17 protein-coding genes are annotated in these 22,892 nt (G+C 49.2%); 4 read left to right on the top strand and 13 right to left on the bottom strand.

From position 1 onward, the window contains the following. Positions 1-360 precede the first annotated feature (360 nt). Together DWY79_RS16515 and DWY79_RS16510 are read left to right on the top strand one after the other, a co-directional pair. Positions 361-1,002: an HU family DNA-binding protein gene (locus tag DWY79_RS16515; RefSeq protein ID WP_122369815.1), complete on the top strand. Its 642-nt coding sequence runs from the start codon at positions 361-363 to the stop codon at positions 1,000-1,002. A 46-nt stretch (positions 1,003-1,048) separates the two neighbouring features. Further along, complete coding sequence (locus DWY79_RS16510; protein ID WP_122369813.1) at positions 1,049-2,152, top strand: esterase family protein; 1,104 nt, start codon at positions 1,049-1,051, stop codon at positions 2,150-2,152. An 8-nt stretch (positions 2,153-2,160) separates the two neighbouring features. Here DWY79_RS16510 and DWY79_RS16505 read toward each other — a convergent pair whose 3' ends face one another. The 7 genes from DWY79_RS16505 to DWY79_RS16475 form a co-directional block, all read right to left on the bottom strand. Then, a complete protein-coding gene (locus DWY79_RS16505; protein ID WP_122369811.1) occupies positions 2,161-4,380 on the bottom strand; it encodes an alpha-L-rhamnosidase C-terminal domain-containing protein in 2,220 nt (739 codons plus the stop codon). Between the two features lie 205 nt (positions 4,381-4,585). Continuing rightward, entirely contained in the window at positions 4,586-7,183 is a 2,598-nt protein-coding gene (locus DWY79_RS16500) for a family 78 glycoside hydrolase catalytic domain (RefSeq protein ID WP_122369809.1), read from the bottom strand. Positions 7,184-7,203: 20 nt separating this feature from the next. Beyond that, positions 7,204-8,952, bottom strand: coding sequence for an alpha-L-rhamnosidase C-terminal domain-containing protein (locus DWY79_RS16495; RefSeq protein WP_122369807.1), 1,749 nt, complete (start codon positions 8,950-8,952; stop codon positions 7,204-7,206). Positions 8,953-8,955: 3 nt separating this feature from the next. Continuing rightward, a complete protein-coding gene (gene rhaD / locus DWY79_RS16490) occupies positions 8,956-9,756 on the bottom strand; it encodes a rhamnulose-1-phosphate aldolase (protein WP_008771954.1) in 801 nt (266 codons plus the stop codon). An 11-nt stretch (positions 9,757-9,767) separates the two neighbouring features. Continuing rightward, positions 9,768-10,793, bottom strand: a complete 1,026-nt coding sequence (gene rhaT / locus DWY79_RS16485; protein ID WP_122369859.1) for an L-rhamnose/proton symporter RhaT — start codon at positions 10,791-10,793, stop codon at positions 9,768-9,770. Continuing rightward, the gene (locus tag DWY79_RS16480; RefSeq protein ID WP_005856475.1) at positions 10,793-12,052 is read right to left on the bottom strand and encodes an L-rhamnose isomerase; all 1,260 of its coding nucleotides are present in this window, start codon (positions 12,050-12,052) and stop codon (positions 10,793-10,795) included. Before DWY79_RS16480 ends, rhaT begins: the two co-directional genes overlap by 1 nt. Before the next feature lie 38 nt (positions 12,053-12,090). Next, complete coding sequence (locus tag DWY79_RS16475) at positions 12,091-13,512, bottom strand: rhamnulokinase family protein (protein WP_122369805.1); 1,422 nt, start codon at positions 13,510-13,512, stop codon at positions 12,091-12,093. A gap of 94 nt (positions 13,513-13,606) precedes the next feature. Between DWY79_RS16475 and DWY79_RS16470 the strand changes: the two genes are divergently transcribed. Then, a complete protein-coding gene (locus DWY79_RS16470; protein ID WP_005856470.1) occupies positions 13,607-14,494 on the top strand; it encodes an AraC family transcriptional regulator in 888 nt (295 codons plus the stop codon). A gap of 15 nt (positions 14,495-14,509) precedes the next feature. Here the strand turns inward: DWY79_RS16470 and DWY79_RS16465 are convergent, their stop codons facing one another. Continuing rightward, positions 14,510-16,381: a glycoside hydrolase family 127 protein gene (locus tag DWY79_RS16465; RefSeq protein ID WP_005868312.1), complete on the bottom strand. Its 1,872-nt coding sequence runs from the start codon at positions 16,379-16,381 to the stop codon at positions 14,510-14,512. A gap of 196 nt (positions 16,382-16,577) precedes the next feature. On the opposite strand from DWY79_RS16465, the gene DWY79_RS16460 reads away from it, so the two are divergent. Continuing rightward, positions 16,578-18,122, top strand: a complete 1,545-nt coding sequence (locus DWY79_RS16460; protein ID WP_122369802.1) for a HAMP domain-containing sensor histidine kinase — start codon at positions 16,578-16,580, stop codon at positions 18,120-18,122. Positions 18,123-18,238: 116 nt separating this feature from the next. Here DWY79_RS16460 and DWY79_RS16455 read toward each other — a convergent pair whose 3' ends face one another. From DWY79_RS16455 to DWY79_RS16435, 5 genes are read right to left on the bottom strand one after another with little or no spacing between them, the layout of a single operon-like run. Beyond that, positions 18,239-19,321 carry a dipeptidase gene (locus DWY79_RS16455; protein ID WP_122369800.1) on the bottom strand — a complete coding sequence of 361 codons (1,083 nt, stop codon included), beginning with the start codon at positions 19,319-19,321 and terminating at the stop codon, positions 18,239-18,241. A gap of 47 nt (positions 19,322-19,368) precedes the next feature. Further along, positions 19,369-20,472 carry a D-TA family PLP-dependent enzyme gene (locus tag DWY79_RS16450; RefSeq protein ID WP_122369798.1) on the bottom strand — a complete coding sequence of 368 codons (1,104 nt, stop codon included), beginning with the start codon at positions 20,470-20,472 and terminating at the stop codon, positions 19,369-19,371. Positions 20,473-20,475: 3 nt separating this feature from the next. Next, on the bottom strand, positions 20,476-20,949 hold the full coding sequence (locus tag DWY79_RS16445) for a RidA family protein (RefSeq protein ID WP_005856453.1): 474 nt from the start codon (positions 20,947-20,949) through the stop codon (positions 20,476-20,478). A 40-nt stretch (positions 20,950-20,989) separates the two neighbouring features. Continuing rightward, positions 20,990-21,511: a DUF4833 domain-containing protein gene (locus tag DWY79_RS16440; protein ID WP_005856451.1), complete on the bottom strand. Its 522-nt coding sequence runs from the start codon at positions 21,509-21,511 to the stop codon at positions 20,990-20,992. A gap of 18 nt (positions 21,512-21,529) precedes the next feature. Beyond that, positions 21,530-22,849, bottom strand: coding sequence for a gluconate:H+ symporter (locus DWY79_RS16435; RefSeq protein ID WP_122369796.1), 1,320 nt, complete (start codon positions 22,847-22,849; stop codon positions 21,530-21,532). Between the last annotated feature and the right edge of the window lie 43 nt (positions 22,850-22,892).

Genomic DNA, 22,892 nt, shown 5'->3' with positions numbered 1-22,892 from the left:
AGCACCAATTCGCCATACAAATATACATAAATACGCGGATATAAGGTATACGGACGTACATTTTTACGCGGCATACGTTCTTTTACCTACCTGTCTACCCTCTACTCCCCTAAGCAAAAAACGCTCTACTCCTATATGAATTCTTGCTCGATAGCTTATGGATTCTTGTTCGCATACTGTATAATTCTACAAACCACGACGTGGTCTGTACAGATCAAGACGTGGAATATACAAATCACGACGTGGTCTATATATTCCACGGTGATAATTTGGAAATAGATCAAGTAGTTAGTATATTTGTATATAGTAAGAAGAATGTTTTTAACTTGAAGATACAAACAATTATACCTAGTAGCAGTTATGGCAGAATATATCAAGCAAGAGATGTGCGACCTGAACGGGACGGGGGAAAAGCCGGTGTATTATCGGATGAAGATACAACGGAACATGGACATGGAGGATTTCGTGGAACGGATCACCTACCCCGGATCGGGCTTGAGCAGGGGTAGCGTAATACAGGTGATGACGACAGTAGCGGAACATCTGGCCTATTGCATGGCGGAAGGGCAGTCGGTCACGTTGGATGGCATCGGTACGTTCACGCCCCGCCTAGGCGTAGCGAAGGACAAGGAGATCGACTCGCTGGATGGTGACGAACCGAAGCGTAACGCACGTAGCATCGAGGTGAATGGTATCAACTACCGGGCCGACAAGGAACTGATACGGGAGACTAACCTGCGTTGCGATTTAAGACGGGGAGGTATCAGCCGTGTCCGGAAATCGCCCTTCACCGAAGAGGAACGCCGGACACGGGCATTGGATTATCTGGATGAACATCCTTTCTTGCGCATACAAGACTACATGGCTGTCACCGGACTAAAACGTAGTAGCGCAAACCGTGAGCTACTACGCCTCAGTAGCGACCCGGCGAGTGGAATCACCCTATCGGGTTATGGAAGCCACCGGGTGTATGTCCGCAGGAAAACAGAGGGCGATCGCTAATTTGAAAATGATTACCTTTGTCTTATTATCTTAAAACATATTATTTATGAAAAAAATAAAGAATATATTGTTGATACTATGTCTGTTAAGCCAAGTATTACCTCTATCCGCTCAGTGGAAGCATGAACCTACACCAAATGATACGCTACAGTCGGTACGTGTGTTGGATAAGGGTGACCTGTTAATGAGTATTTACGCTCCCGAGGCCAAGAAGGTGAGCGTGATGGGCGATATCGCCATGCATGAGGCTACCCGGGCGGAGAATGGTGTTTGGTTTGCCACGGTGCCGGGCGTGAAGGATGGCATTTATCGTTATTGGTTCGTGGTAGATGGCGTACGGGTGTATGATCCGAAGGGTGCCTTGTCTTCCGAGACTTCCGCTTTGCTGGAGGTAAACAAGGGGGGGACGGATTTCTTCGCCATGAAGGATGTTCCGCATGGGGCCATGGCGGAACGTTATTACCAATCGAAGACGTTGGACACCATGCGCCGTTTGCATGTATGGACACCAGCCGGTTATGAGAAGATGTCCGGCAAATTGCCTGTATTGTATCTGATCCATGGCGGTGGCGATAATGACAACGCTTGGCCTACGGTAGGTGCCGCCGGATTGATCCTTGATAACTTGATGGCCGAGGGGAAAATGCAACCGATGGTGGTGGTCATGCCCAACGGTACGATCCATACCGAGAGCTTGGAGGGTGAGGTCCCTTTGTTCGCAAAAGATTTGATGAACGATATCATTCCTTTTATAGAGGCTAATTACCCGGTATTGACCGATAAGGATCATAGGGCGTTGGCGGGCCTTTCCATGGGTGGTCTGGAGACACTTGAGGTTGGATTGGATCATTATCATCATTTCGGGTACCTGTGGGTGCTTAGTTCCGGATGGTTCGCTACCGACACGGACAATTACGCCAAGAAAGCCGTTTATCTAAAGAAGATAGCCGCCGACTTCAACAAGACCGTGCGTCAGTTGTATTTCACGCAGGGAGGCCCGGAGGATATCGCCTACAAGAATGGCCAAGCGATGCTGAAACTGTTCGACGCTGCGGGCATCAAGTACGAGTATAGCGAGATGCCCGGCGGACATACTTGGTATGTATGGCGCCATGATTTATATAACATGGCGCAACAGCTGTTTAAGTAAGACACGACCTACTCCACCCAATGGTGCCCCGGGCCGAGATGCTTGCGAGTGCCATTTGGCTTTATCAGTTCGGCGGAGGTGCCTTCCGGGATTTGGAGATCGAACTTCAATCGCTTGCCTTTCTTCTTGATACTTACTTGGATGGTTCCATAATGGGTCTCTAAGCTGGCCGAGGCTTCCGATAAGGGACCCAATTGAGGCGAGATATTAAAGGTACGGAAGCCGGGAGAGGTTGGCTCGACACCGCAGACCTTCTGGCTCAATAAGGTAAGCGGGCCACCGCTCCAAGCGTGATTGATCGTGCCGCCACCGAAGCCCTCGGCTCCGATGCCCCATCCCTCGAACAAGGTCGTGTATTCGGCATAATCCAGCATACGGGTGTAACGTTGCTTCATCCGTTCCAAGGCAAACGCCGGCTCGCCCATCTGGAAAAGGGCCTCTAGGACATACTTCTCCATATAAGGGCTGGCGTGATACTCCTTTTTAAGTACCTTCGTCAGCGCCGGATACTTATCTTTCGAGGCCAGCCCGGAAACAACCGCCATGGCTTGGGAGCGATCGTCCGTCTCCCCTTTATAGCCGGGGGAGCGATAGGCGGAACCTGTCCAGAACTTCGTGTCGAAACAACGTTCTATGCTACGCATCATCCGGGAGATCTCATCGGCATCCTTATCCTTGCCGAGTTGCAGGGCGAAGGCTCGCTCCGCTTTCAAGGCCAGATAATACCAGCAATTGGTCAATACGCCCATATCGACATGCTCGCCCCAGTCGCCCCAGCTCCAAGCACCTTGACGCTCGATCACCAAGCCACTCTTATCGACTTGCCAAACCTCGTGCAGGTAACGGCGCATCCGGTCGTATATCACCGGGACGAAACTACTGTCGGCACTATAATAATATTGCGTATAAAAACCGTACCAACCGATAGACGCCAACATCTGTAAAGGAAGCTCCTTATCCCAATTACCCGCCGGAACCGGAGCGTAGAGCGTTCCGTCCTCCCGCTGCCAATTCATTAATTCATGGATGCCTTTTACGGCTAGTTTCTGCCCGGACGGAGAAAGGGCGTAGAAAGCCTCGCCTAGCTCATTCACCTCGTCGCCCCACCATTGGGCACGTTCACGATCCGGACAGTCCATATAATTATCACGCATCGTTATGTATAAGGTACGGGCAGAACGTTGCCAAAGCTCGTCGTAGAACGGGTCGTCACAATGGAAAGAGCCGGCGAGGTCCGTGTTGTAACCGGTCTCACGGTATTTCACATCCAGCACCTTCACGCCCTCAGGGATGATGTAATAGACCTCATGGCCGTTCATCCAGCCATAGCTTTCGTATTCCTGCTCACCCTCATGGGTAATATATTCGGCACGTACGTTGCGCTCGCTTCCTCCCTCGTAATTATCCATCCGGATGTGGATAGTCTTCCCGGCCTCCGCCTCTACTTTCAGATACGGAGTGATCTGGGCATTATAGGGCAAACGACAGAACAGGGTATCGCCTCTCAAGGATTCCCGGACGGATACATAGGATAACAGGCCGCTGTTTTTCCACTGGGGTATCGGACGTTCCACCAGATCCCCGAAAGGAGCTTTCCCCGCCTTACCGACGCAGACCGCCCCCGGAAGGGAACCTTCGAAACTCGTACGGTTCCAGTTTGTTATCGCTTGACGGGCATCGAAGCGGATATTACTCTCCGGCATACGGTAATTCGGGAAAGGGGCCTCGGTATTTTGATAGGCCTCATACAAGGCGCACTGCCAGCTCGCATCGGAGACGATCTCCAGCCCCGGAGCAATCGCCTCGAATAACAAAGCCGCTTTCCCGCTGTTGATATGACTGAAACCATCTTTCCCGAAATGCCAGAGCAAGATGGCGATGGTGTTCGAGCCTTTTGTCAGGTAAGGGGCGATATCTACCGGATCGTAATAAGTCCCGGAAGGAGAAGGCCCTCTTTTCAAGCCACCCTCGAAGATAACCAGTTGGTCGTTGATCCAAAGCCAATACTTGGAATCGGCGGCGATACGGGCGATGAGTTGATTCGGGACATCCGTCACAGCGAATGATTTACGGTAGATCAACCAAGTATTCGTAGCGCTTTGGCAACGCTCGGTATTGATCCATTGGGCTTTCCAAGGGAAGGCAGCGGGACAACTGTCCGAGGCAGTCACTTTTATCCAGCTGAAAGATAGGAGAAACAATAGAAGAGCAAGAAGTAGCTTGTTCATACGTTTAATCTTTAAGGTTCTCAATTATTTGCTTTCGAAATCCCCAGTTGTAGAGACGGGGCGTGCCCCGTCTCATCCCAGCTAAATGGCAACTTAAATACTATCAGTCTATGGTGAGACGGGGCACGCCCCGTCTCTACAACTAGGTAAAATAAGCCAATATAGGCGATGTCATTACCGGCTTACTAAAGTCATACGGTTCTTATCACACCGGATATGAAAACGTATGCGTACCGGCGGATACGGTCTCGGTCTGATCGCCTACCACGATATCGGCGGAGCAATCAGCCGGAATCGTCACGGTAAGCATAACCTTATCCCCTTCCCGTTTCCATTCGCTGGCGATACGGCCGCGTACGGAATGGTACTCACCTTTCGCCCAATCCAGTTCTTTCACGAAATGAGGCGTGATACGGATATGACGGAAGCCCGGAGCCGAGTCGTCATGATTGATACCGGCCAGCTGGTTCATCATCCAAGCGGAGACATCTCCCATAAAGACATGGTTCAAGGAAGCGTCGGCAAACTTCGGACTAAGTGTCCACGTCTCCGGCAATGTGGAGTAACCCATCGTCTCTACCCAATATCCCCAAGAAGGTGCCTCGGTCTTCGTGATCATCTTCATGGCATCCTCGATATAGCCATATTTCGTAAGCATGGCCGGAACGGTCTTACTGCCTAATAGACCAAAATCCAAGAAATAGTTATTTCCCGCTACCACCTCACGCAGCTTATCCGCCACAAGTTGTTCCTTTCCTTCCGGTACAAGTCCCAGATACAAGGCCAAGGCTTGCGCCGTTTGGGTTCCTTCGGCATACACACTGGTCTCGGCGTTGAAGAACTTCTGGTTGATCAAGGATTTGAGCGTATTCGCTTTCTCTTGATAAGGAGCGGCATCCTTGCCCAGTAAAGAGGCGAAGCGAGCCATCAACTTATAATCCAGATAATAGTAGGCGGTAGAGGTATATTCATTATTCGTCGTAGCTTTCCAATACACCCAGTCACCCAAGCCAAAAGGCAAGTAACCGTCTTTCTCTTTCGTCTTCAAATAATCCAGATATCGCAGCATCGTAGGATATAAGCGTTCTATACTGCGAGACTCTCCATAATAATCATACAAGGCGTTCGGTATGATAAACATGACAGCGTCCCAAACCGGACCCGGCCACTCGCCATATCCCCAACCGCTGGAAGGAATGATACCGGAAATCTCACCCGCCTCACGCTGGTTATCGATAATATCATTCATCCATTTCTCATAAAGCGTGATACCATCGAAGCCCAGCAAACCGAGGTCGATCGCGATATGCGCGTCGGCTGTCCAGCCATTCTTCTCCCGTTGCGGACAATCGGTCGGGATACTGTGCAGGTTACTGCGGTAAGCCTGCATCGTAGCCTCCCATATCTTATTCAATAGAGGATTCGAACAAGCGAAGGAACCGGACGGACGGACATCGGTATGCATAAACAAGCCGGTCAAGTTCTCTTCCGTTAAAGTAACGGGACGGCTGCTCTCCACCTCCACGTATTGGAAACCGTGATAAGAGAAGGAAGGCATGAAGATCTCCTCCTCTCCCGTACCTTTCAAGGTAAAGACATCCATCTGGAATACCTCGTCCGGTTTGACCGGATGATAATATACATTGATATTGCCTTGCTCCAAGCGACCGTCTGTCTTCAACAACTCACCATGTTTTAACGTGATACGGGTTCCCGCCTCACCTTTCACCTTCAAGCGGCAAAGGCCGGACATGTTCTTCGGGAAAGAATATACATATAACTGATCGGAGAAACGTTTCATCGACACGGGCCTCACCTCTTCCGTGATACGGATTCCCGGCATTTGCTGGGCTACCAACAGAGGTGCCGGAGCCTGCGCCGGAAGTGCCGCTTCCCATTTACTATCGTCGAAATGAGCGTTTTTCCATCCGGCCTCTTCCAGCCGGGCATCGAATTTATCGCCGCTGTATATATTATTATAGGTATAGGCCCCGGTGGAAGTCTTCCAAGTCTCGTCCGAGCCAATCACCTCCGTCGTACCATCCGTATAGGTAATACGTAACTCACATAGCAGGCGGGGACGATCCCGCCAGCGTGCCTCATGGAAATTCCAGACCGCCACGGACTGCTCGTTGTACCAGCCGTTTCCCAGAACAGCGGCCACGGCGTTGTCGCCTTGCTTCAGCAAAGAGGTAACATCATGCGTCACGTACAAGATACGTTTGTCGAAATGCGTATACCCCGGGTCCAGATAATTCGTTCCGACCCGCTCGCCATTGATGAATAACTCATGATACCCGGCGGATGCTACGTACACACGGGCATCCTTCACTTCCTTGCCTACCGGGAAAGACTTGCGGAACAGAGGGGCAGGCTCGAACTCCTTATCCTTATGATCGGTAATCCAAGAGGCGGACCAATCCGAGGGATCGAACTTAGCGGTCTCGAAAGAAGCCGTCTCCGAGGTAGCGCACGGACGCCCTTCACCATCCCATACCGTAACATTCCAGTAATAACGGGTATGAGGTTTCAGGGCCATTCCCTCCGCATAGGGCCGCAAGTCGTCCGGACTCGTACCGATCCGTACCTCATAGCGGGAAGCCTTAAAGCCCTCCTCATTTCCGGAGTATTCCCATGTAAAGCGAGGAGACGAAGTATCCAAGCCGATAGGCTCCGTAAGGTATTCCGTACGGAGATTCGTAGGTATCGTTAATTCATTATTGCTTTTGCAACCGCCTAATAAGAGGGCGGCGAAAGCGTAGATGCAAATAGTTTGTTTCATATATTCTATAATTATATACATTCTACAACTAAGTATAAGAGCTACGGGGTAACTCGTATCTCTTCAGGAGCGTTGATATGGCTTATCACCTTACCGTCCGCACCTTTCTCATGCCGGATCTCAATCACCCCATAAGGCGTGGGGAACGTACCTTCCACCCATTCGAGATCTCCCAGATGTGGGATGATACGTACCGTACGGCAACCCGGTTCCACCACTTGTACGCCCAATACGTACTCGCTTAACCACGATGTGGGGCCCGAAGCCCATCCATGGCACAAGCTATGGCGGAAACCTTGATAGCAATACGCCCCATAATCCCCATGAATGTCTTTCTTTCCGGCGGGGACCAGCTCATCAATACGCCCTGCGTCAGGAAGCCATTCCATATTGAAATCCTCCCAAAACGTCGTAGCACCTACATCCAGCATAGCTCCCCAATACGTACGGATCACATCTAACGCACCTTGGTAATTACCAGCCAACGCCATCGCCCGTAGCATATAATACCCGTAAAACGTAGAGAAGCCTTTCGCCCCGTCCACCGCCAAGCAACGCTCGTTCGCCTCCTTAGCATCCATGATACCCGCCAGAGCCATCAAGGCGGCGGCCTGTTTATCCCCGGGCGTAATCCGATCTTTCTCCGAAGGGAACCGGGATTTCTTCCGAAGGGAAAACTTAATAGCCTTGGAAGCTACCATACGACATTCCGAAGCCAACGCATCCTCGCCTAAAACGGTACATAACTCCTCTCCCGCACGCATGGCTTGTATCATCAGCGATTGAAGGCCGGCATCGATAGCGGGTGTATTCTCACTGGAAGGCCAATCCAAGAAACGGTTCCCATCCAGTCTCTCTTGTCCGCTTGGGTCAACCTTCGAGATCAAGTGACGCAACAAAGCAGTCATATAAGAGCGTTGCTCTTGTAGATACGCAAGATTCCCTTGATAATAATACCAATCCCGCTGAATCAACAACCACCAGATCGAGTACGAACTGATACCGTTCATCCAACTAGGCAGCGGCGTAATATCCCGAATCAAATCCAAGCTCTTAGGAACCACCTCATTATAACCGAAGACGGTACTGACCGTCATTACCTCCGGATGTAAATCCCCCACCCAGACCAGACGATCCCGCTTTACGCCGTCCCATAGATATTCCTGCATATTCAAGTGGACCGTGTACGCACCAGTCTTCCAGATCCGGTTCAACCGCTCGTCATTACAACGGAAAGAGCCCAGATAAGGAATATCCCGGAACGTGGAGATCGCACGGACCTCTTTTAATTGCAACTCCGTAGAATCACCCAATACATCAATACGCACGAAACGGAAACCGGAATTACCGATCTCCTGCACGCCCAGCCAAGGGAGCGATACCACGAAATCCCGCATCGCATGATCGTTGCTCGCCCCGTTCGCGCCATCTATCTCGCACATAGCCTCACTAACGGACTCGCCGAAACGAACCCGTACGGAAACCGGATCGTGAGACGGCGGCATACCGGTCACCAGCTGAAGGCCGCCTTGCAACTCCTTCCCGAAATCAAGCAGCAAAGCGGGATGTTCGGTTGGCGTACTTTTCAACACACACAACCGATTATTCGCCAAATCCGACTGTCCGTTGCCCGGAACAAGCAAATGGTCCGCTCCCGTAATTCGCGAACTATCTTGCTGCCAGACAATACGGACCGGAGCGATATACTCCCGTGTCCGATGGTCTCGCTGCTGGGCGAACAACGTGAACGAACCGATCCCTATGAATAGAATGATTAATTTCTTTCGCATACGCTAGAGTCCAAAAGCCGGAACCAAGTCATCCAATTGCTGATCCGTCATACCTTCCGGCTCGTAACCGGTCATGCGGGCACTGAAATAGATCTGGGCGGATTTACTCAACGTATCGATCGCATCGAAGCACTCGATCAGGTCCTCACCGACGGCAAGGATACCGTGCTTCTCCCAGAACACCACGTCGTGCTCCTCCAACTGACGGATCGTAGCGTGCGCCAACGCCAAAGTGCCCGGTATCTCGTAAGGAACGATACCGACCCCTTTCGGCACGATAATCCGACATTCCGGGATCATACTCCATAACGTGCGGGTAATCTTCTCCGAATCCAAGAACGGCTTGCAATGCGTCATGCCGATAATATCCGTCGGATGCGTATGCAATACCACCCGGTTATCCCGTCCCTTCGCACGCAAGAAATTGTGCATCAACAAATGGGAAGGCAACTCGGAAGTCGGTTGGATCGGTTGCTCCGCTAGGATATCATACGATTTCCCATCGGCGGCGATACGGATCAAAGAGCCGTTGGCGAAAGGATCTTTCGCCACGTAACGCATCCGTTTTCCGGTACCCGTCACATAAAAGACGTGCCCGCATAAGGCCGTCATCGCCTCTTGCAAGGGAATCGAGGAAACCAAAGCCGGCAACGCCTTCTCCTCCTCGCTCAATAAAGTAGTCAGGTTCACCGATATATTCCCGCCGTTTCGCTCAGCCCAACCCTTGGTCCACAAATAGCCGGCGACCTCGGCGATACGATCTATTTCCGCCATCAGGCGTTCATTGTTTCTTAGTGTTATCATGTCTATTTTAATTAAACTATATTCGGATATAATAAGGAAAGGATCAAGATACACATGCCGGTAATCAATACCACGATCGTCCGGCGATCCACGCCCTTCCATTCTTTTAATAAGATGCCCCAGACATTACTGAAAATAACATTCAACGACATCAGGATACTCCACGAGAAAGCCAGCATAACCGGGGAATCCGAGAAATAGCTCTTTCCCATCCCCAGTCCGAAGAACTGCGAGTACCAAAGCACGCCTGCCAAAGCGCAAAATAAGGCATTATTCAGCAATGTACCTCCCGATACCGAGAAATAATCCTTGCCCGTCCCGTTTTTCACGTTCTGGAAAATACAATACACAGCGTTCGTACAAAAGCCGCCCAAAGTAACCAACAGTATTACGGGATTCAAGGCGAACAGATCGCTAGCTCCCGCCTCTTTCGCTTTCGCCAGCACCTCGTTTCCCGATTCCAAACCCAAATTGAAGCAGGCGCTCATCACACCGGCAAGCAAGGCTACCGCCAAGCCCTTAGTCAAGGCAAAATCCTTCACCGCCGCTTTCTTCTCCTCCTCACTCATATTCCGGGCCCGCAGGCTTCCGGCGTAACCGATCACGGCGATACCTGCCAAGGTAATGCAAACACCGGTCAACAGGATCAATCCGGTTCCCTCAAACAGATTCGTTCCACCGAACAAAGCCGGGAAGAGCGTACCGAAACCGGCGCATGTACCCAAGGCGATGCTCTGTCCCAATGCTACGCCCAGATAACGCATACTCAACCCGAAAGTCAACCCGCCGACACCCCAGAGCATGCCATAGATAACCGCTCCCAAGCTACCCGGCGAACACCATAGCTCCAGTAAGGTACTCCCTTCCGGTACCGCCAACATCGCTCCGAGATAAGGGAAAACCAACCAAGCGAAGATACCTTGCACCAGCCAAAAGCTTTCCCAACTCCAATCCCGGATCTTATTGATCGGCACGTACGAGCTACTCTGCCCGAAACTGCCGATCGCAATGATCAACAACCCGATCCCGATCTCTATCATTGCCGTCTTGAGGTAACGTCGGACTCATATTTCTCGATCTCAGCGATATAAGACTCTCCTACGGGGACCCCACTTTGTAGACAATACATATCCCAAACCGCCCCCCAAGGCAGACTCTTCGCTTCCTCCTGCAAGGCAAGACGCTGGAAATACTTACCCTCATCCTCGTACTGGCGAAGCAAGGCGATCGGCTCCAGCAAAGCGAGCATAAAGGCTTTTTGCGTAGCACGGCTACCAATGACATAAGCACCGATACGATTGATGGTAGCGTCGAAATAATCCAAACCGATATGTACCCGGTCCAAGGCGTCGCAACGCACGATCTCACGGGCTAAATCCTGCACATCGTCATTCAAGATCACGACATGATCGCTATCCCAACGGATCGGACGACTTACGTGCAACATGATCTCGGGCGTAAACAGCAATAACGAGGAAACCTTGTCGGCGATACTTTCCGTCAAATGGAAATGGCCGGTGTCCAAGGTAACGATCTTGTTCTTTTTCGCCCCGTAACCCAAATAGAAATCATAGGAACCTACCGTATAACTTTCCAGACCGATACCGAAGAGTTTCGCCTCGATACAATCTTTCATCCATTTATATTCGGTAGCGAATATCTCATCCAGCGATTCCTCCAAGATACGGCGATAACGTAAGCGGCTGGCCGGTACTTCCTTGCTCCCGTCATGTATCCAAAGGTTCATCATGCAAGGATCGTTCTGGGCTTTACCCATCTCATCGCTGATCCAGCGACAACGCTTCGTATGCTCGATCCAGAAGTTACGGATATCATCGCTGGGGTTCGCCAAGGTCAAATCTCCGCTTTTAGGGTGCGAGAAAGAGGTACTGTTGAAGTCTAGCTTGAAATCATTCTCTTTCGCCCATTGTATCCAGCTCTCGAAATGATGGGGTTCTACCTCGTCACGGTCTACTTTCTCCCCTTGGAAATCCCCGTAGATCTCATGCAGACTAAGCCGATGATTACCGGGGATATAGGATTTCGCTTTCAATACATCCCGACGCAACTCGTCGATAGTACGGGCACGTCCCGGATAATTGCCGGTCACTTGTATACCACCGGTCAAGGAGCCGCCTTGGTTCTCGAAACCGCTTACGTCATCGGCCTGCCAGCAATGCAGGGATAGGGATATTTTCTTCATATCCTCTAAAGCTTTACGAACGTCTACACCTACGGCCGCATAACGTTCTGCCGCTACTTCAAATGCCTGTTGAATTAAACTGTCTTTTGTCATGGTATGATGTTTTTAAATTTATATGATTTGAAAGTGTATCACCTTTCCGGATAAAATTCCTTGGGAGGGAATGCGGTGGCTATCAGTCTTCGCATCTCCCAACAATCCGTCAGTAATCCTGCCGACTTAGCCTGTATCAAGCAATTTCCAATGGCAGTCGCCTCAGACGGGCCTGCCAATACGGGAATACCGATAGCGTTGGCTGTCAACTGATTCAGCAGATCGTTCCGAGAGCCACCACCTATCACATGCAATCGTTCGATCGGATGTGGCGACATCGGTTTGAGTATTTCCAGCACCTCTTTATAACGATTCGCCAAGCTATAAAATATACAATGTACATAATCGGCGTCCGAAGCGGGAACAGCCTGTCCGGTTTCCTCACAATAGGCCGTGATCTCACGTAGCATACTCTCAGGATTGGCGAAACGAGGATCATCCGGATTGATCAAAGAAGTAAATTCGCTCAACTCCGCCATCCGAACCATATCATCGTACGAATAATCCAATCCGGACCGCTTCCATTGCTCCCGGCAACGTTCCAAGATCCACATACCTGTAATATTCTTCAAAAAGCGAGTCGTACCCTCGATACCCCCCTCATTCGTGAAATTATTCTTGAAAGATACCTCGTTGATGATCGGCTTCTCCACCTCGATACCCATCAAGCTCCAAGTACCACTACTCAAGTAAGCGAAATTAGGAGAAGAAGCAGGAACAGCGGCTACCGCCGACGCCGTATCGTGACCAGCCACGGCGATTACCGGGATTTCCCCGATTCCTGTCTTACGGGCGATCGACTCGCTCAACCGCCCGATCAACGTCCCCGGCATCACCACCGGACACATCAAAGTAGGAGATACACCCACGGCCTCCAAGAGCTTGTAATCGAATTTATGGGTTTCCGGATTCAATAATTGAGACGTGGAAGCGATCGTATATTCACATACCATACGCTCCGTCAACATATAAGCCAAAAGGTCCGGTATGAATAATATCTTTTCCGCCACTTCCTGCGGTATAAACGAGTCTTGCCCCGCCCTGAAAAGCTGGAACAAGCTATTAAACGGCATCACTTGAATACCTGTCCGCTTATAGACCTCTTCCTTGGGAATCCGTTTGAAAAAGTCCTCGGGAGCGCCGTCCGTATAAGGATCTCGGTAAGCACGAGGTAAGCCCAATAAAGAGCCATCCAAAGCCACATACCCAAAATCCACCCCCCATGTATCTATTCCGATCGAGTGCAACCGGATTCTTTGCCGGACGCATATCGTCAAGCTTTCTATAAGAGAAGTATAAAGATGATAGATATCCCAATAAAACCGTCCGTGTAATTCCACCATCGGATTCGGGAACCGATGGATCTCTTTCATTTCAAATTTGGCATCCTTTAAGGTCCCGAGCACGGCCCGTCCACTGGTAGCCCCTATATCAAAGGCTAGAAAATTATATTCCTTCATGGCTTAACAAAGTTATTTGTTTGACGAAAGCAAAAGTAGAAGCATTATTGCTATATTTGCTTACGAAAATGATTTTAAACCTTTCAAATCTGACATGAACGAACTGCGGAATGATTTACTACGTTACTTGACGATCAGCGCTACGGATGAGGAATGGGGAATCGTCGTCACGACGGTCGGATATCAATTCATCCCGCCGGGTTGCGCCTATCCACTTTCCCGGCATCCGGAGAAGTATAATTTCAAGCCTCAGACCGGGCGCATCCTGAATGAGTATCAATTGGTATATATAACGAAAGGTAGCGGGTACTTTTCCTCCCAGTCTTGTAAATCGCAAAAGATAAACGCAGGGACGATGATCCTCCTTTTCCCCGGGGAATGGCATAGTTATTATCCGGACCGGGAAACGGGATGGGATGAGTATTGGGTAGGTTTTCGGGGTATTCATATCGATAAACGTGTGGAGAAGAAATTCTTTACCAAGGAAGAGCCGCTACACCGGATCGGGCTGAGCGCTACGATCGTCGGACTTTATGAGGATATACTGAAGTTCGCCTCGGAGGAGAAATCCGGTTACCAACAGATGATCTCCAGTATCGTGCTTCATATATTAGGCTCCGTATATTATAAGGAAAAGAACAACTCCTTCACGAACACCTATGTCGTAGATAAAATCAACGAGGCACGTATATTAATGAAGGAGAACATCGAGGACCCATTAAGCCCGGAAGAGATCGCTGCCCGTCTTGGTTTAGGTTATTCATGGTTTCGCCGGATGTTTAAGGAATACACCGGCGTCTCCCCCGCCCAATATCAATTACAACAGAAGCTCCTTCGTGCGAAAGAGCTTCTGACTAGCACCCCTTTGACGATCTCCGAGATCGCCTATAGCCTACATTTCGAGAATGCCGGCCAATTCTCCACATTCTTCAAGAAGAAAGAAGGGGTCACGCCCTCGGAGTTCAGGGATCGGACGCATTGAGCTGGAGTGAACCGCTCAATAAGGTTTATAAGGCGTACGCATGACATTCCATGTTTTTGGTAGCCACACTCTATAACGTTCTGCCTGATTCCACGTATTACCAGCTGATGCGAAATCGCACAGATGAATCGGGCGAGCCTTGCCGTTTCCTTCCAAATCCGTTCCTAAAACCATAGGAACGGTAAAAGCCATCCAAGCGAAATCGGGGGCTTGTACCGGAGTTAATTCCACATAACCATCCTTGCTGACGATCACGGAAGCCTCATCCACATCTCCATCCTTAAAGCGGCTATCTCTAGCCAGCACCAAAGGGCCTCTTACGATCGCTTGAGCCTCGTTCAGCTCCACCAAGCGAGCCCGCATATCCAACTCCACCGTAATTTCATCCCCTTTCTCCCAAGTCCTATGAATCGGTAGGTATGCTCCAGCCAACAGATCCGTTAAAGGCTCACCATTGACAGACACCACAGTTCGCTCACTCCACGCCGGGATACGCAAGGCGATCGTAAAATCACTCGTCTTCTCCGGTTCCACCACAATCCGGACTTGCCCATCTATCGGGTAGTCCGTCTCCTGCGTCATCGACACCCTCGTCTTTTTATCCAACTCTACCTCCACGCTCGAAGCCGCATATAGGTTGACATCGATACGTCTACCGTTTACCTGATAAGCGAACCGCGGAATCATCGCGAAAGCACGAGGTCCATTCGCATTGCAACAATTGATATGCATACCGCATTGCTCCTCTCCTTCATGCCGCCAGCCCTCCAACGGACTGTATTTCGCTATTTGAGAGGCATCCGCTTTCAGCGAGGCTAGTAAAGCGTTATACATAGCCTTCTCTATCTGGTCCGCATATAAGGAATTTCCGGTTAGTCCGAGCATCCTGTCACAAATCTGCATCCACGTGAACGTCACACAAGTCTCCATCGTATGATAAGTAGGATAAGTTTGTAACGCCTTGCCCCCATACCAGCACTCGAACGCACTACCGGAACCGGCCACATTGATTTCCTCATTGATAATATGATTCATCGTTTTCTCCACCACAGATAAATATAATGGATTCTTAGTGACCTTGTAAAGTTCCAACAAGCCCTCATAACAAGACATCATCTCATATGCTTTTTGTCCATTCTCCGGAGAGAACCAAACCTTTGGATGTGGAAAACGTCCGGCGACAGGAATATCCGCAATCGCCTTACTAATCAATCGAGGGCCTTCCGGAGTCTCCCATTGCTTTACGATGTACTTGGCAAAATCCAGATATTTATCTTGCCGGGTACGATTATACAGATACATCACCGGCTCAAGTACCGAAGAGCTTGGCATTCCTATATAATTACCGGTCGTCACGATATTCACTTTTCCGGGTCCCACCTGCGTCATCAAATGGTCGATCACCCGGCAGGCGGCATCCAAAGCTTTTCGATCCCCGGATAAGTCATAATAAGCGATCAAACCTAAAGCCGTGTATTTTCGCCCCCATATATCCCACTGGTTCAACTGTGCTTCCTCGGAATAGTTACCGATATATCCATTCGGCAATTGGGTTTCCATCAACAACTCCGCTCCATTCTTAATAATCTTGTACAACTCAGGATCTTTATCATAACGGTATGAGGCGATCGCCCCTTGTATCCATTTTCCCCAAAATTCCGATTGCCAGCGCGAGGTCTCTTCCTTATGCCGGAAAGGTTCCACCAAATGATCCACATCTTGAGCTTTCACTCGATATTCGATACAAGCGTCGATCCGTTGCCCCAAATAACCGGATATCCTCAAGTGACGTACAGGATCAGTGTTTCTTACTTGCGCATTCATACAACAAACACAAAAACAAAAGAATAGACACGACATGCCTTTTGTTAATACGGATATACTCATAAACACAATTCTTAAGGTTAATAAATGTGATAAAGATAGCACATTCCACTTGTTCGGAACTTTCAGAATTGACAAAATAAATATGAATATTGACACACAAATCGTATCTTAAAATAAAATATCTATTATTTTTCCCCTGATATATTTTGTATGAATCCCAGTAAATACATATTTTTACTTCAAAAAAATTTAAGTTATGAGGGTCATTTATCTTTTACTATCTTTTATGCTTTGTTTCTACCCTGTCACACAGGCGCAAAACACGACGAATCAATTTATGACACAGGCACAAAGCAGCCTAGAAAAAAAAGACTACACCAAAGCTCGTTATCTTTTTTTACAAGCTTACAAGAGCTTATCCCAAAAAGGTGATTACAAACAGGCGATCGATGCCGGTACGCAGGCGGCTTATCTATATTATCGCGAGAATTATTACCAAGAGGCATTCGATCTTTGCCGCCAGATGAACCAATTCATCTTAACCGAGGAACAGAAGTTGCAGAAATCGCTCTATGAGCAACGCTTCCAAGTAACGAAAGAGCGGTTGGAAATGTATATTAAGCTAAAGAACGCCGCCCAAGCGCAAGTTCAACTCAATACATTAGATAATCTGGCCAGCCAAGCGGGCGATGAGAAGTTATCGAACAATTTATTATATACCCAAGCAGGTTATTATTATACGTTCGGGCAAAACGAGCAGGGGGATACTGCTTTCCAGAAACTGATCAACCAGTATAAGGAGAAAAAAGAATACGAGAAGGTGAACGATTGCTACCGGAACCTGATCTCTATCGCTCGTAAGGCAAACAACGCCCCACTGATGGAACGTACCTACGACAAATACATCGTATGGACGGATTCCGTAAAGGCTCTTACGGCAGAGGCTAAACTAGGGGCATTACAGCAAAAATACGATCAGAGCCTACAGACAATACAGGAGAAAGACGATAAATTGTCTGTTAAGCAATATATGATTGTCGGACTTATCACATTCGTGGTAATCCTGATAGCCGCCTTGCTTTTCTTGGGATTCCTTCTATTACGCTTTATTGTGCTGAACAAGAAATTAAAGAAAATCATCCAGACGACAAACGAGCATAGCGAACAACAAGCCCAATTCATCCAAAACATATCGGTTCAGATGGAGCCTACCTTGAACAAGCTTAGCGCATCCGCCAAAGAATTACAGGCGGTAGCTCCGAAGCAGGCCGAGGATGTATGGACACGGGTAGAGGCTTTGAAACAGTTTACGGTTCATATCCAAGAGCTTTCCTCCTTGGAGAATACGTTGATGGAACCGTATGAGGTTAGTTCTTTTAATGTAGGAAACTTCAGTAAGAAAATCGTGGAGAAGGTTAAAGGGGATATTCAACCGGAGGTCAATCTCGTAACAGACGTGCCCCAATTGGAGATTAAGACGAATGCCGAGCATCTGGAACAAGTCTTATTACATTTGTTAAAGAATGCCGCATTATATACTTCCAGCGGTAACATCCGTCTGGAATTTAAACGGAAAGGCGCTCATGTTTGCCAATTTATCATTACCGATAATGGTACAGGCATACCGGATGATCTAAAAGAGAACTTATTCAAGCCATTCAATGAGGCGAAGGATCTAGCACAAGGCGATGGTTTGGGATTACCCATCTGCGCACTGATGGCTAGTAAATTAAACGGAACCCTATCTATCGATAAGGAATATAAGAAGGGATGCCGGTTCGTCTTGGTATTGCAGATATAAAATAGACTCACCTTGTTTGTCTTTTTACCGCGATGCGGATACAGTGACGCTGCAATCCGGGTTGCAGTAACACTGCATCCACATCGCGGTATCACTGCAACCCGGGTTGCAGTAGCTTATTCCGGCAAATGCTTCCGTAAGAACTCAATCCAGTTACCAGAGGCGATACGGTTGATAGCATCGTCCGTAAAGCCACGGTATTGAAGGATCGGGAATATCTTTTGGAGATCGGCGATCGTTACTAGGTCATACGGGCATTGCTCCGTACCGAAAGCACCATCCAGATCACTGCCGATAGCCACATGGTTCGCGTTTCCGGCCAATTGGCAGACATGATCGATATTGTTCGCCATAATCTCCATACCACAGTTCATGCCTCTTGGAGTAGACTCGCCTCGCACCCAGTTTGGTACCATCATCCAAGCGTCTAGGGCGATACCGATCACGGCGTCACGCTCTATCAACGCCTTGATCATCTCGTCGCTAAACTGACGGTTGTGATCTACGAAGGCCCGACAGTTGTTATGGCTCGCCCAAATCGGTCCCTTATACAAATCCAACGCATCCCAGAAAGCCTCATCACATAAATGGGTCACGTCAAGAATCATACCCAAGCGATCCATGGTACGCAACAACTCTTTCCCCATGGCATTCAGATGACCGGTAGAATCCGTACCGTTGGCATACCTTCCGGGGCCGTAATGTGCCGGGCCAACCGCCCTCAAGCCATAAGCATACGCCCTTTCCATATGATTCACCGTGATGAACGAGTCGGCTCCCTCGATACTTAATACATAACCGATCGGCTTCTTGTCGGCGGGTTCACCGTCTTTCCAAAGAGCCAGATGCGTATCCAAGGCCTTCTTATCCCGGATCATAACCATCTGGCCCTCCTCTTCCATCGCCTTATACCAAGCAAGTTGGCCTTGGGTCTGCGCCCAAGCTTGTTCCGGGGAATGCCAACCGGGAAGTGGATTATCCGGCCCTACATAGCGACCGATCTGGGTGGCGACTACTAACCCGACGTTTCCTTTACGCAGTTCCTCAAACGATATAGTGGCGTTTCCACGGTCGGGCTTATCGGTCATACCGATTTCTCTCCGGTTTATTTCCTTTAGGGGTTGACGCAAATCCCGGTTCCACTCCAAAGCGTTCATGCTAAGGTCGAGATGGGCGTCGATAATAAATGGCTTATTCATTTTATTAATTGAGAGTTGATAATTGATAATTGAAAATTTGATTACCGTTAATAGGTGATGCGACGTGAACGGGCAATGATAGGCCATTCGCCGATCGCCTCACGATCCCGGATCACATAAGCCTTGTCGTATAAAGCGACCGTAGGACAAATATGAACGGGAATGCCATAGAATACGGAACCTAATGGATAGAGCCGACTGTCCGGGACTTCCAAGACCAGATGCTCCTCGCTCTGGGAGATAGGTTTCGCCTCCGGATGGTTCAAGAAAAACACACGGGGCAAAGGACTTTCCGAGGCTACCGCCTTGTAACCAAGATCTACACAAACATGATGCTCATCCAGCACGGAAATGACCCGAGTTATCAATAAGGCAGCTACCTTGAACGGCATATCCGGATAAGCGTTTCCATACCCCCAATCCCAGAACACAAACGTGCCGGGACTGCATTCGCAATCCTTCCGCTTCGCGTACATCGGGAATGTAGGAGTACCTCCCATCACCTTTACCAATGGATAGGCAAACTTGCGGGATATCTCCCGGAACACACGTTCGGTCAAGGCGTACGCGGCATCCGCACCTTGGCAACGTACCGATAGCTCCACGTCATGTATATGTCCGTCGTAGCCATGCAACCCGATAATCTGCAGAGACTTCAGCGGCAGGATGGCATCCACCAGTGCCTCCGCTCTCTCCGGGAGGACTCCGGTACGATTCATTCCCACGTTCAGATCGATAAAGACATCCAAGGTGATATTCCCGGCCTCGCAAAGAGCCGAGATCGCACGGGCATTCTCCGCTTGATCTACCAAGCAGGAGTAATGGGTGGCGGGATATGCCTTTATCAAATCTAATAAGCGGGAAATCTTCGGGCCTACCGGCTGATAGGCTAATAATACATCGGGGGCATTCATATGCCCCAGCATCTCGGCCTCGGCAATCGTAGCGCACTTGAACTTCCGGATTCCGGCATCCAGCAGCATGCGGGATACCTCAGCCGCCTTATTCGTCTTCACGTGCGGACGAAGCCGGTTCGTATCGCCTATGATCCTCTTGGCCAACTCGATATTGCCGGAAATACGATCCGGATAGAACGCCAAGGCTGGCGAGTCTATCCGGTCTACATTACTTATGACGTACCAATCGTCCATGGCTTATTCGTATAATTCGAACAAAGCCTCTATCTCTACAGGAATATTATCGGGAAGAGAACCGAATCCTACGGCGCTACGGGTACCTACACCGTTATCCGGCCCCCATACGGCGGCGAACAACTCGCTACAGCCATTGATCACATAAGGATGCTTTCCGAAATCGGGCGTACAATTTACCATACCCAATACCTTGATCACTCTCTTTATCTTGTTGAAGCTACCAAGGTTCGCCTGGATGGTCGCCAACATGGTAAGTCCTACTTGCTGGGCGGCGAGTTTGCCTTCATCCATCGTCAAGTCCTTACCGATACGTCCGATGATCAAGGATTTATCATTCCGCACAGGCCCGTGACCGGAAAGATACAGGTATTTGCCATCTATCACACAAGGCTTGTAAACTCCGGCCGGAGCCGGTGCGGGAGGTAAGGTCAACCCTAATTTCTCAAAATTCTCATCTGCGTTAATCATGCTCATAATTTCTTTCATTTATATGTTAGTAAAAAAATATATTGATCTATTTCCTGACTCTTTCCGTTACCGGTTGATTCGTGGCGACAGAGATTCCTTGTAGCTCTACATACTCGACGCTTAAAGGATTCTTGGAGCTGGCTTTAACGTAGAGGGATTGGAGAATCGCCTGTTGGTTGTTGATCGTTATGTAGCATACATAGCGGGAATCACGTTTGGTAATCGTCAACTGGCGGGAGGGATAAGCGGTCAATGAGCATACACAAGCATTATCACTCGCCGAGATCAGTTTATACCCATAAGCCATTTTCCGTTGGATATAGCTCAAGCCATTGGTTTCCCCCGGATGCTTTTCCCGATTGACCCAATAAACGTTCAAGGGATCATGTGTATCCAGCTTACCATCCCTCAGATTCACATCGTAACAAACCAAGTTCTTATTCACGCTTCGTGCTATATGAAAAAGCCTCCCGACCGTTGGATAAGTACCTTCCTCCGGGTCCGCCGCAAACGAGGCGACGAAAGGGAAAAGCATAATAACGATACTAAGCAGCCATCTCTTTCTCATTGCTCAATCATTCTTTTGTTATACAATCAAATTTAAGATCATTACCCCGATCAATCCTACGACCGACACGATCGTCTCCATGATAGACCATGAGCAGATCGTATCCTTTATGCTTAGGTTAAAATATTCCTTGAACATCCAGAAACCGGAATCGTTGACATGCGAGAACATCAAGCTACCCGCTCCTAAAGATAAAACCATCAAGTTCGGGTTCGCACCCGTTTGCGTAACTAAAGGCATCACCACGCCCGCCGCCGTCAACGCCGCCACCGTAGCCGATCCCACGCACAAACGGATCACGGCAGAGATCAACCAACCCAAGATCAACGGATGAACGGGCAATTGCTCTAGGCTTGTCGCCAGCTCATTGCTTACCCCGCTATCCTCCATGATCTGCTTGAAGATACCGGAACCCGCGATGATCAAAAGGATCATAGAGATATCTTTCACGGCCTCCCCATAGACTGCCATAACCGACTTGATACTACGTCCCTGCCGGATGCCCAGCGTATATGTAGCGAACAACAAGGCGATCAGCATTACAATGGAAGGAGAACCAATAAAAGAGACTATCCCGCTCGCCATCTCGCCCATATCCTTAAAGCAATAAGGAATAACCGTCACGATAATCAGTAAAAAGACAGGCAACGTAGCGCTGATAAAACTATTCGCCTTGCCCGGCATGCTATATCTCCCGCTATCCTCTTTCTGCTCGAACAACGTGACCGGACCGGATTTTATATGTTTCAACCGACTGCCGAACACCGGCCCGGCGATAATGATAGCCGGAATCGCCAAACATAAACCGTAGATCAGCGTAAGGCCGATATTCGCGTTGAACTGTACCACCAAGGCTACCGGAGACGGATGCGGGGGCAGGAATCCATGCGTCACGGACAACGCCGCCAACATCGGCAACCCGATATAGACCGCCGGAAGCTTGTATTTATACACGATCGAGAAGATCAATGGCACCAACAACACAAATCCGATCCCATAAAATAACGGAATACCCACGACAAAGCCTGTCACCATCAGCCCCCATTGTATATGCTTAGTACCAAAAAGCGACACCATCACGGAAGCGATCTTCTGTGCCGCTCCGCTCTCGGCCACCAACTTGCCTAGCATAGCGCCTAATACGATAATCAACGTCAACCCACCCAAGATACTCCCGATACCGTTATTCACCGAGTCCGGCAGCTTCTCCAACGGAATGCCCAAAGCGATGCCCGCCAAGATAGAGGAGATCAGAAACGCAATGAAAGCATCCACCTTAAAGTAGGATATCAAGACAATCAATAAGGCCAAACAAAGTACGACAATGATAAATGACATGTTTTTTCGCTGTATTAGTTTATAATCCGTAAACGGGATACAA

The organism is Parabacteroides sp. AF27-14 (assembly GCF_003635425.1).
Classification (GTDB): domain Bacteria; phylum Bacteroidota; class Bacteroidia; order Bacteroidales; family Tannerellaceae; genus Parabacteroides; species Parabacteroides distasonis.
The sequence above is the reverse complement of the archived record's forward strand: the minus strand, read 5'-3'. Positions and strand labels throughout refer to the sequence as shown.

Excerpts from the sequence above, each read along its gene's own strand:
- DWY79_RS16515 (WP_122369815.1), top strand. The coding sequence starts at position 361 with ATGGCAGAATATATCAAGCAAGAGATGTGCGACCTGAACGGGACGGGG.
- DWY79_RS16510 (WP_122369813.1), top strand. The coding sequence starts at position 1,049 with ATGAAAAAAATAAAGAATATATTGTTGATACTATGTCTGTTAAGCCAA.
- DWY79_RS16505 (WP_122369811.1), bottom strand. The coding sequence starts at position 4,380 with ATGAACAAGCTACTTCTTGCTCTTCTATTGTTTCTCCTATCTTTCAGC.
- DWY79_RS16500 (WP_122369809.1), bottom strand. The coding sequence starts at position 7,183 with ATGTATATAATTATAGAATATATGAAACAAACTATTTGCATCTACGCT.
- DWY79_RS16495 (WP_122369807.1), bottom strand. The coding sequence starts at position 8,952 with ATGCGAAAGAAATTAATCATTCTATTCATAGGGATCGGTTCGTTCACG.
- rhaD (WP_008771954.1), bottom strand. The coding sequence starts at position 9,756 with ATGATAACACTAAGAAACAATGAACGCCTGATGGCGGAAATAGATCGT.
- DWY79_RS16480 (WP_005856475.1), bottom strand. The coding sequence starts at position 12,052 with ATGACAAAAGACAGTTTAATTCAACAGGCATTTGAAGTAGCGGCAGAA.
- DWY79_RS16475 (WP_122369805.1), bottom strand. The coding sequence starts at position 13,512 with ATGAAGGAATATAATTTTCTAGCCTTTGATATAGGGGCTACCAGTGGA.
- DWY79_RS16470 (WP_005856470.1), top strand. The coding sequence starts at position 13,607 with ATGAACGAACTGCGGAATGATTTACTACGTTACTTGACGATCAGCGCT.
- DWY79_RS16465 (WP_005868312.1), bottom strand. The coding sequence starts at position 16,381 with ATGAGTATATCCGTATTAACAAAAGGCATGTCGTGTCTATTCTTTTGT.
- DWY79_RS16460 (WP_122369802.1), top strand. The coding sequence starts at position 16,578 with ATGAGGGTCATTTATCTTTTACTATCTTTTATGCTTTGTTTCTACCCT.
- DWY79_RS16455 (WP_122369800.1), bottom strand. The coding sequence starts at position 19,321 with ATGAATAAGCCATTTATTATCGACGCCCATCTCGACCTTAGCATGAAC.
- DWY79_RS16450 (WP_122369798.1), bottom strand. The coding sequence starts at position 20,472 with ATGGACGATTGGTACGTCATAAGTAATGTAGACCGGATAGACTCGCCA.
- DWY79_RS16445 (WP_005856453.1), bottom strand. The coding sequence starts at position 20,949 with ATGAGCATGATTAACGCAGATGAGAATTTTGAGAAATTAGGGTTGACC.
- DWY79_RS16440 (WP_005856451.1), bottom strand. The coding sequence starts at position 21,511 with ATGAGAAAGAGATGGCTGCTTAGTATCGTTATTATGCTTTTCCCTTTC.
- DWY79_RS16435 (WP_122369796.1), bottom strand. The coding sequence starts at position 22,849 with ATGTCATTTATCATTGTCGTACTTTGTTTGGCCTTATTGATTGTCTTG.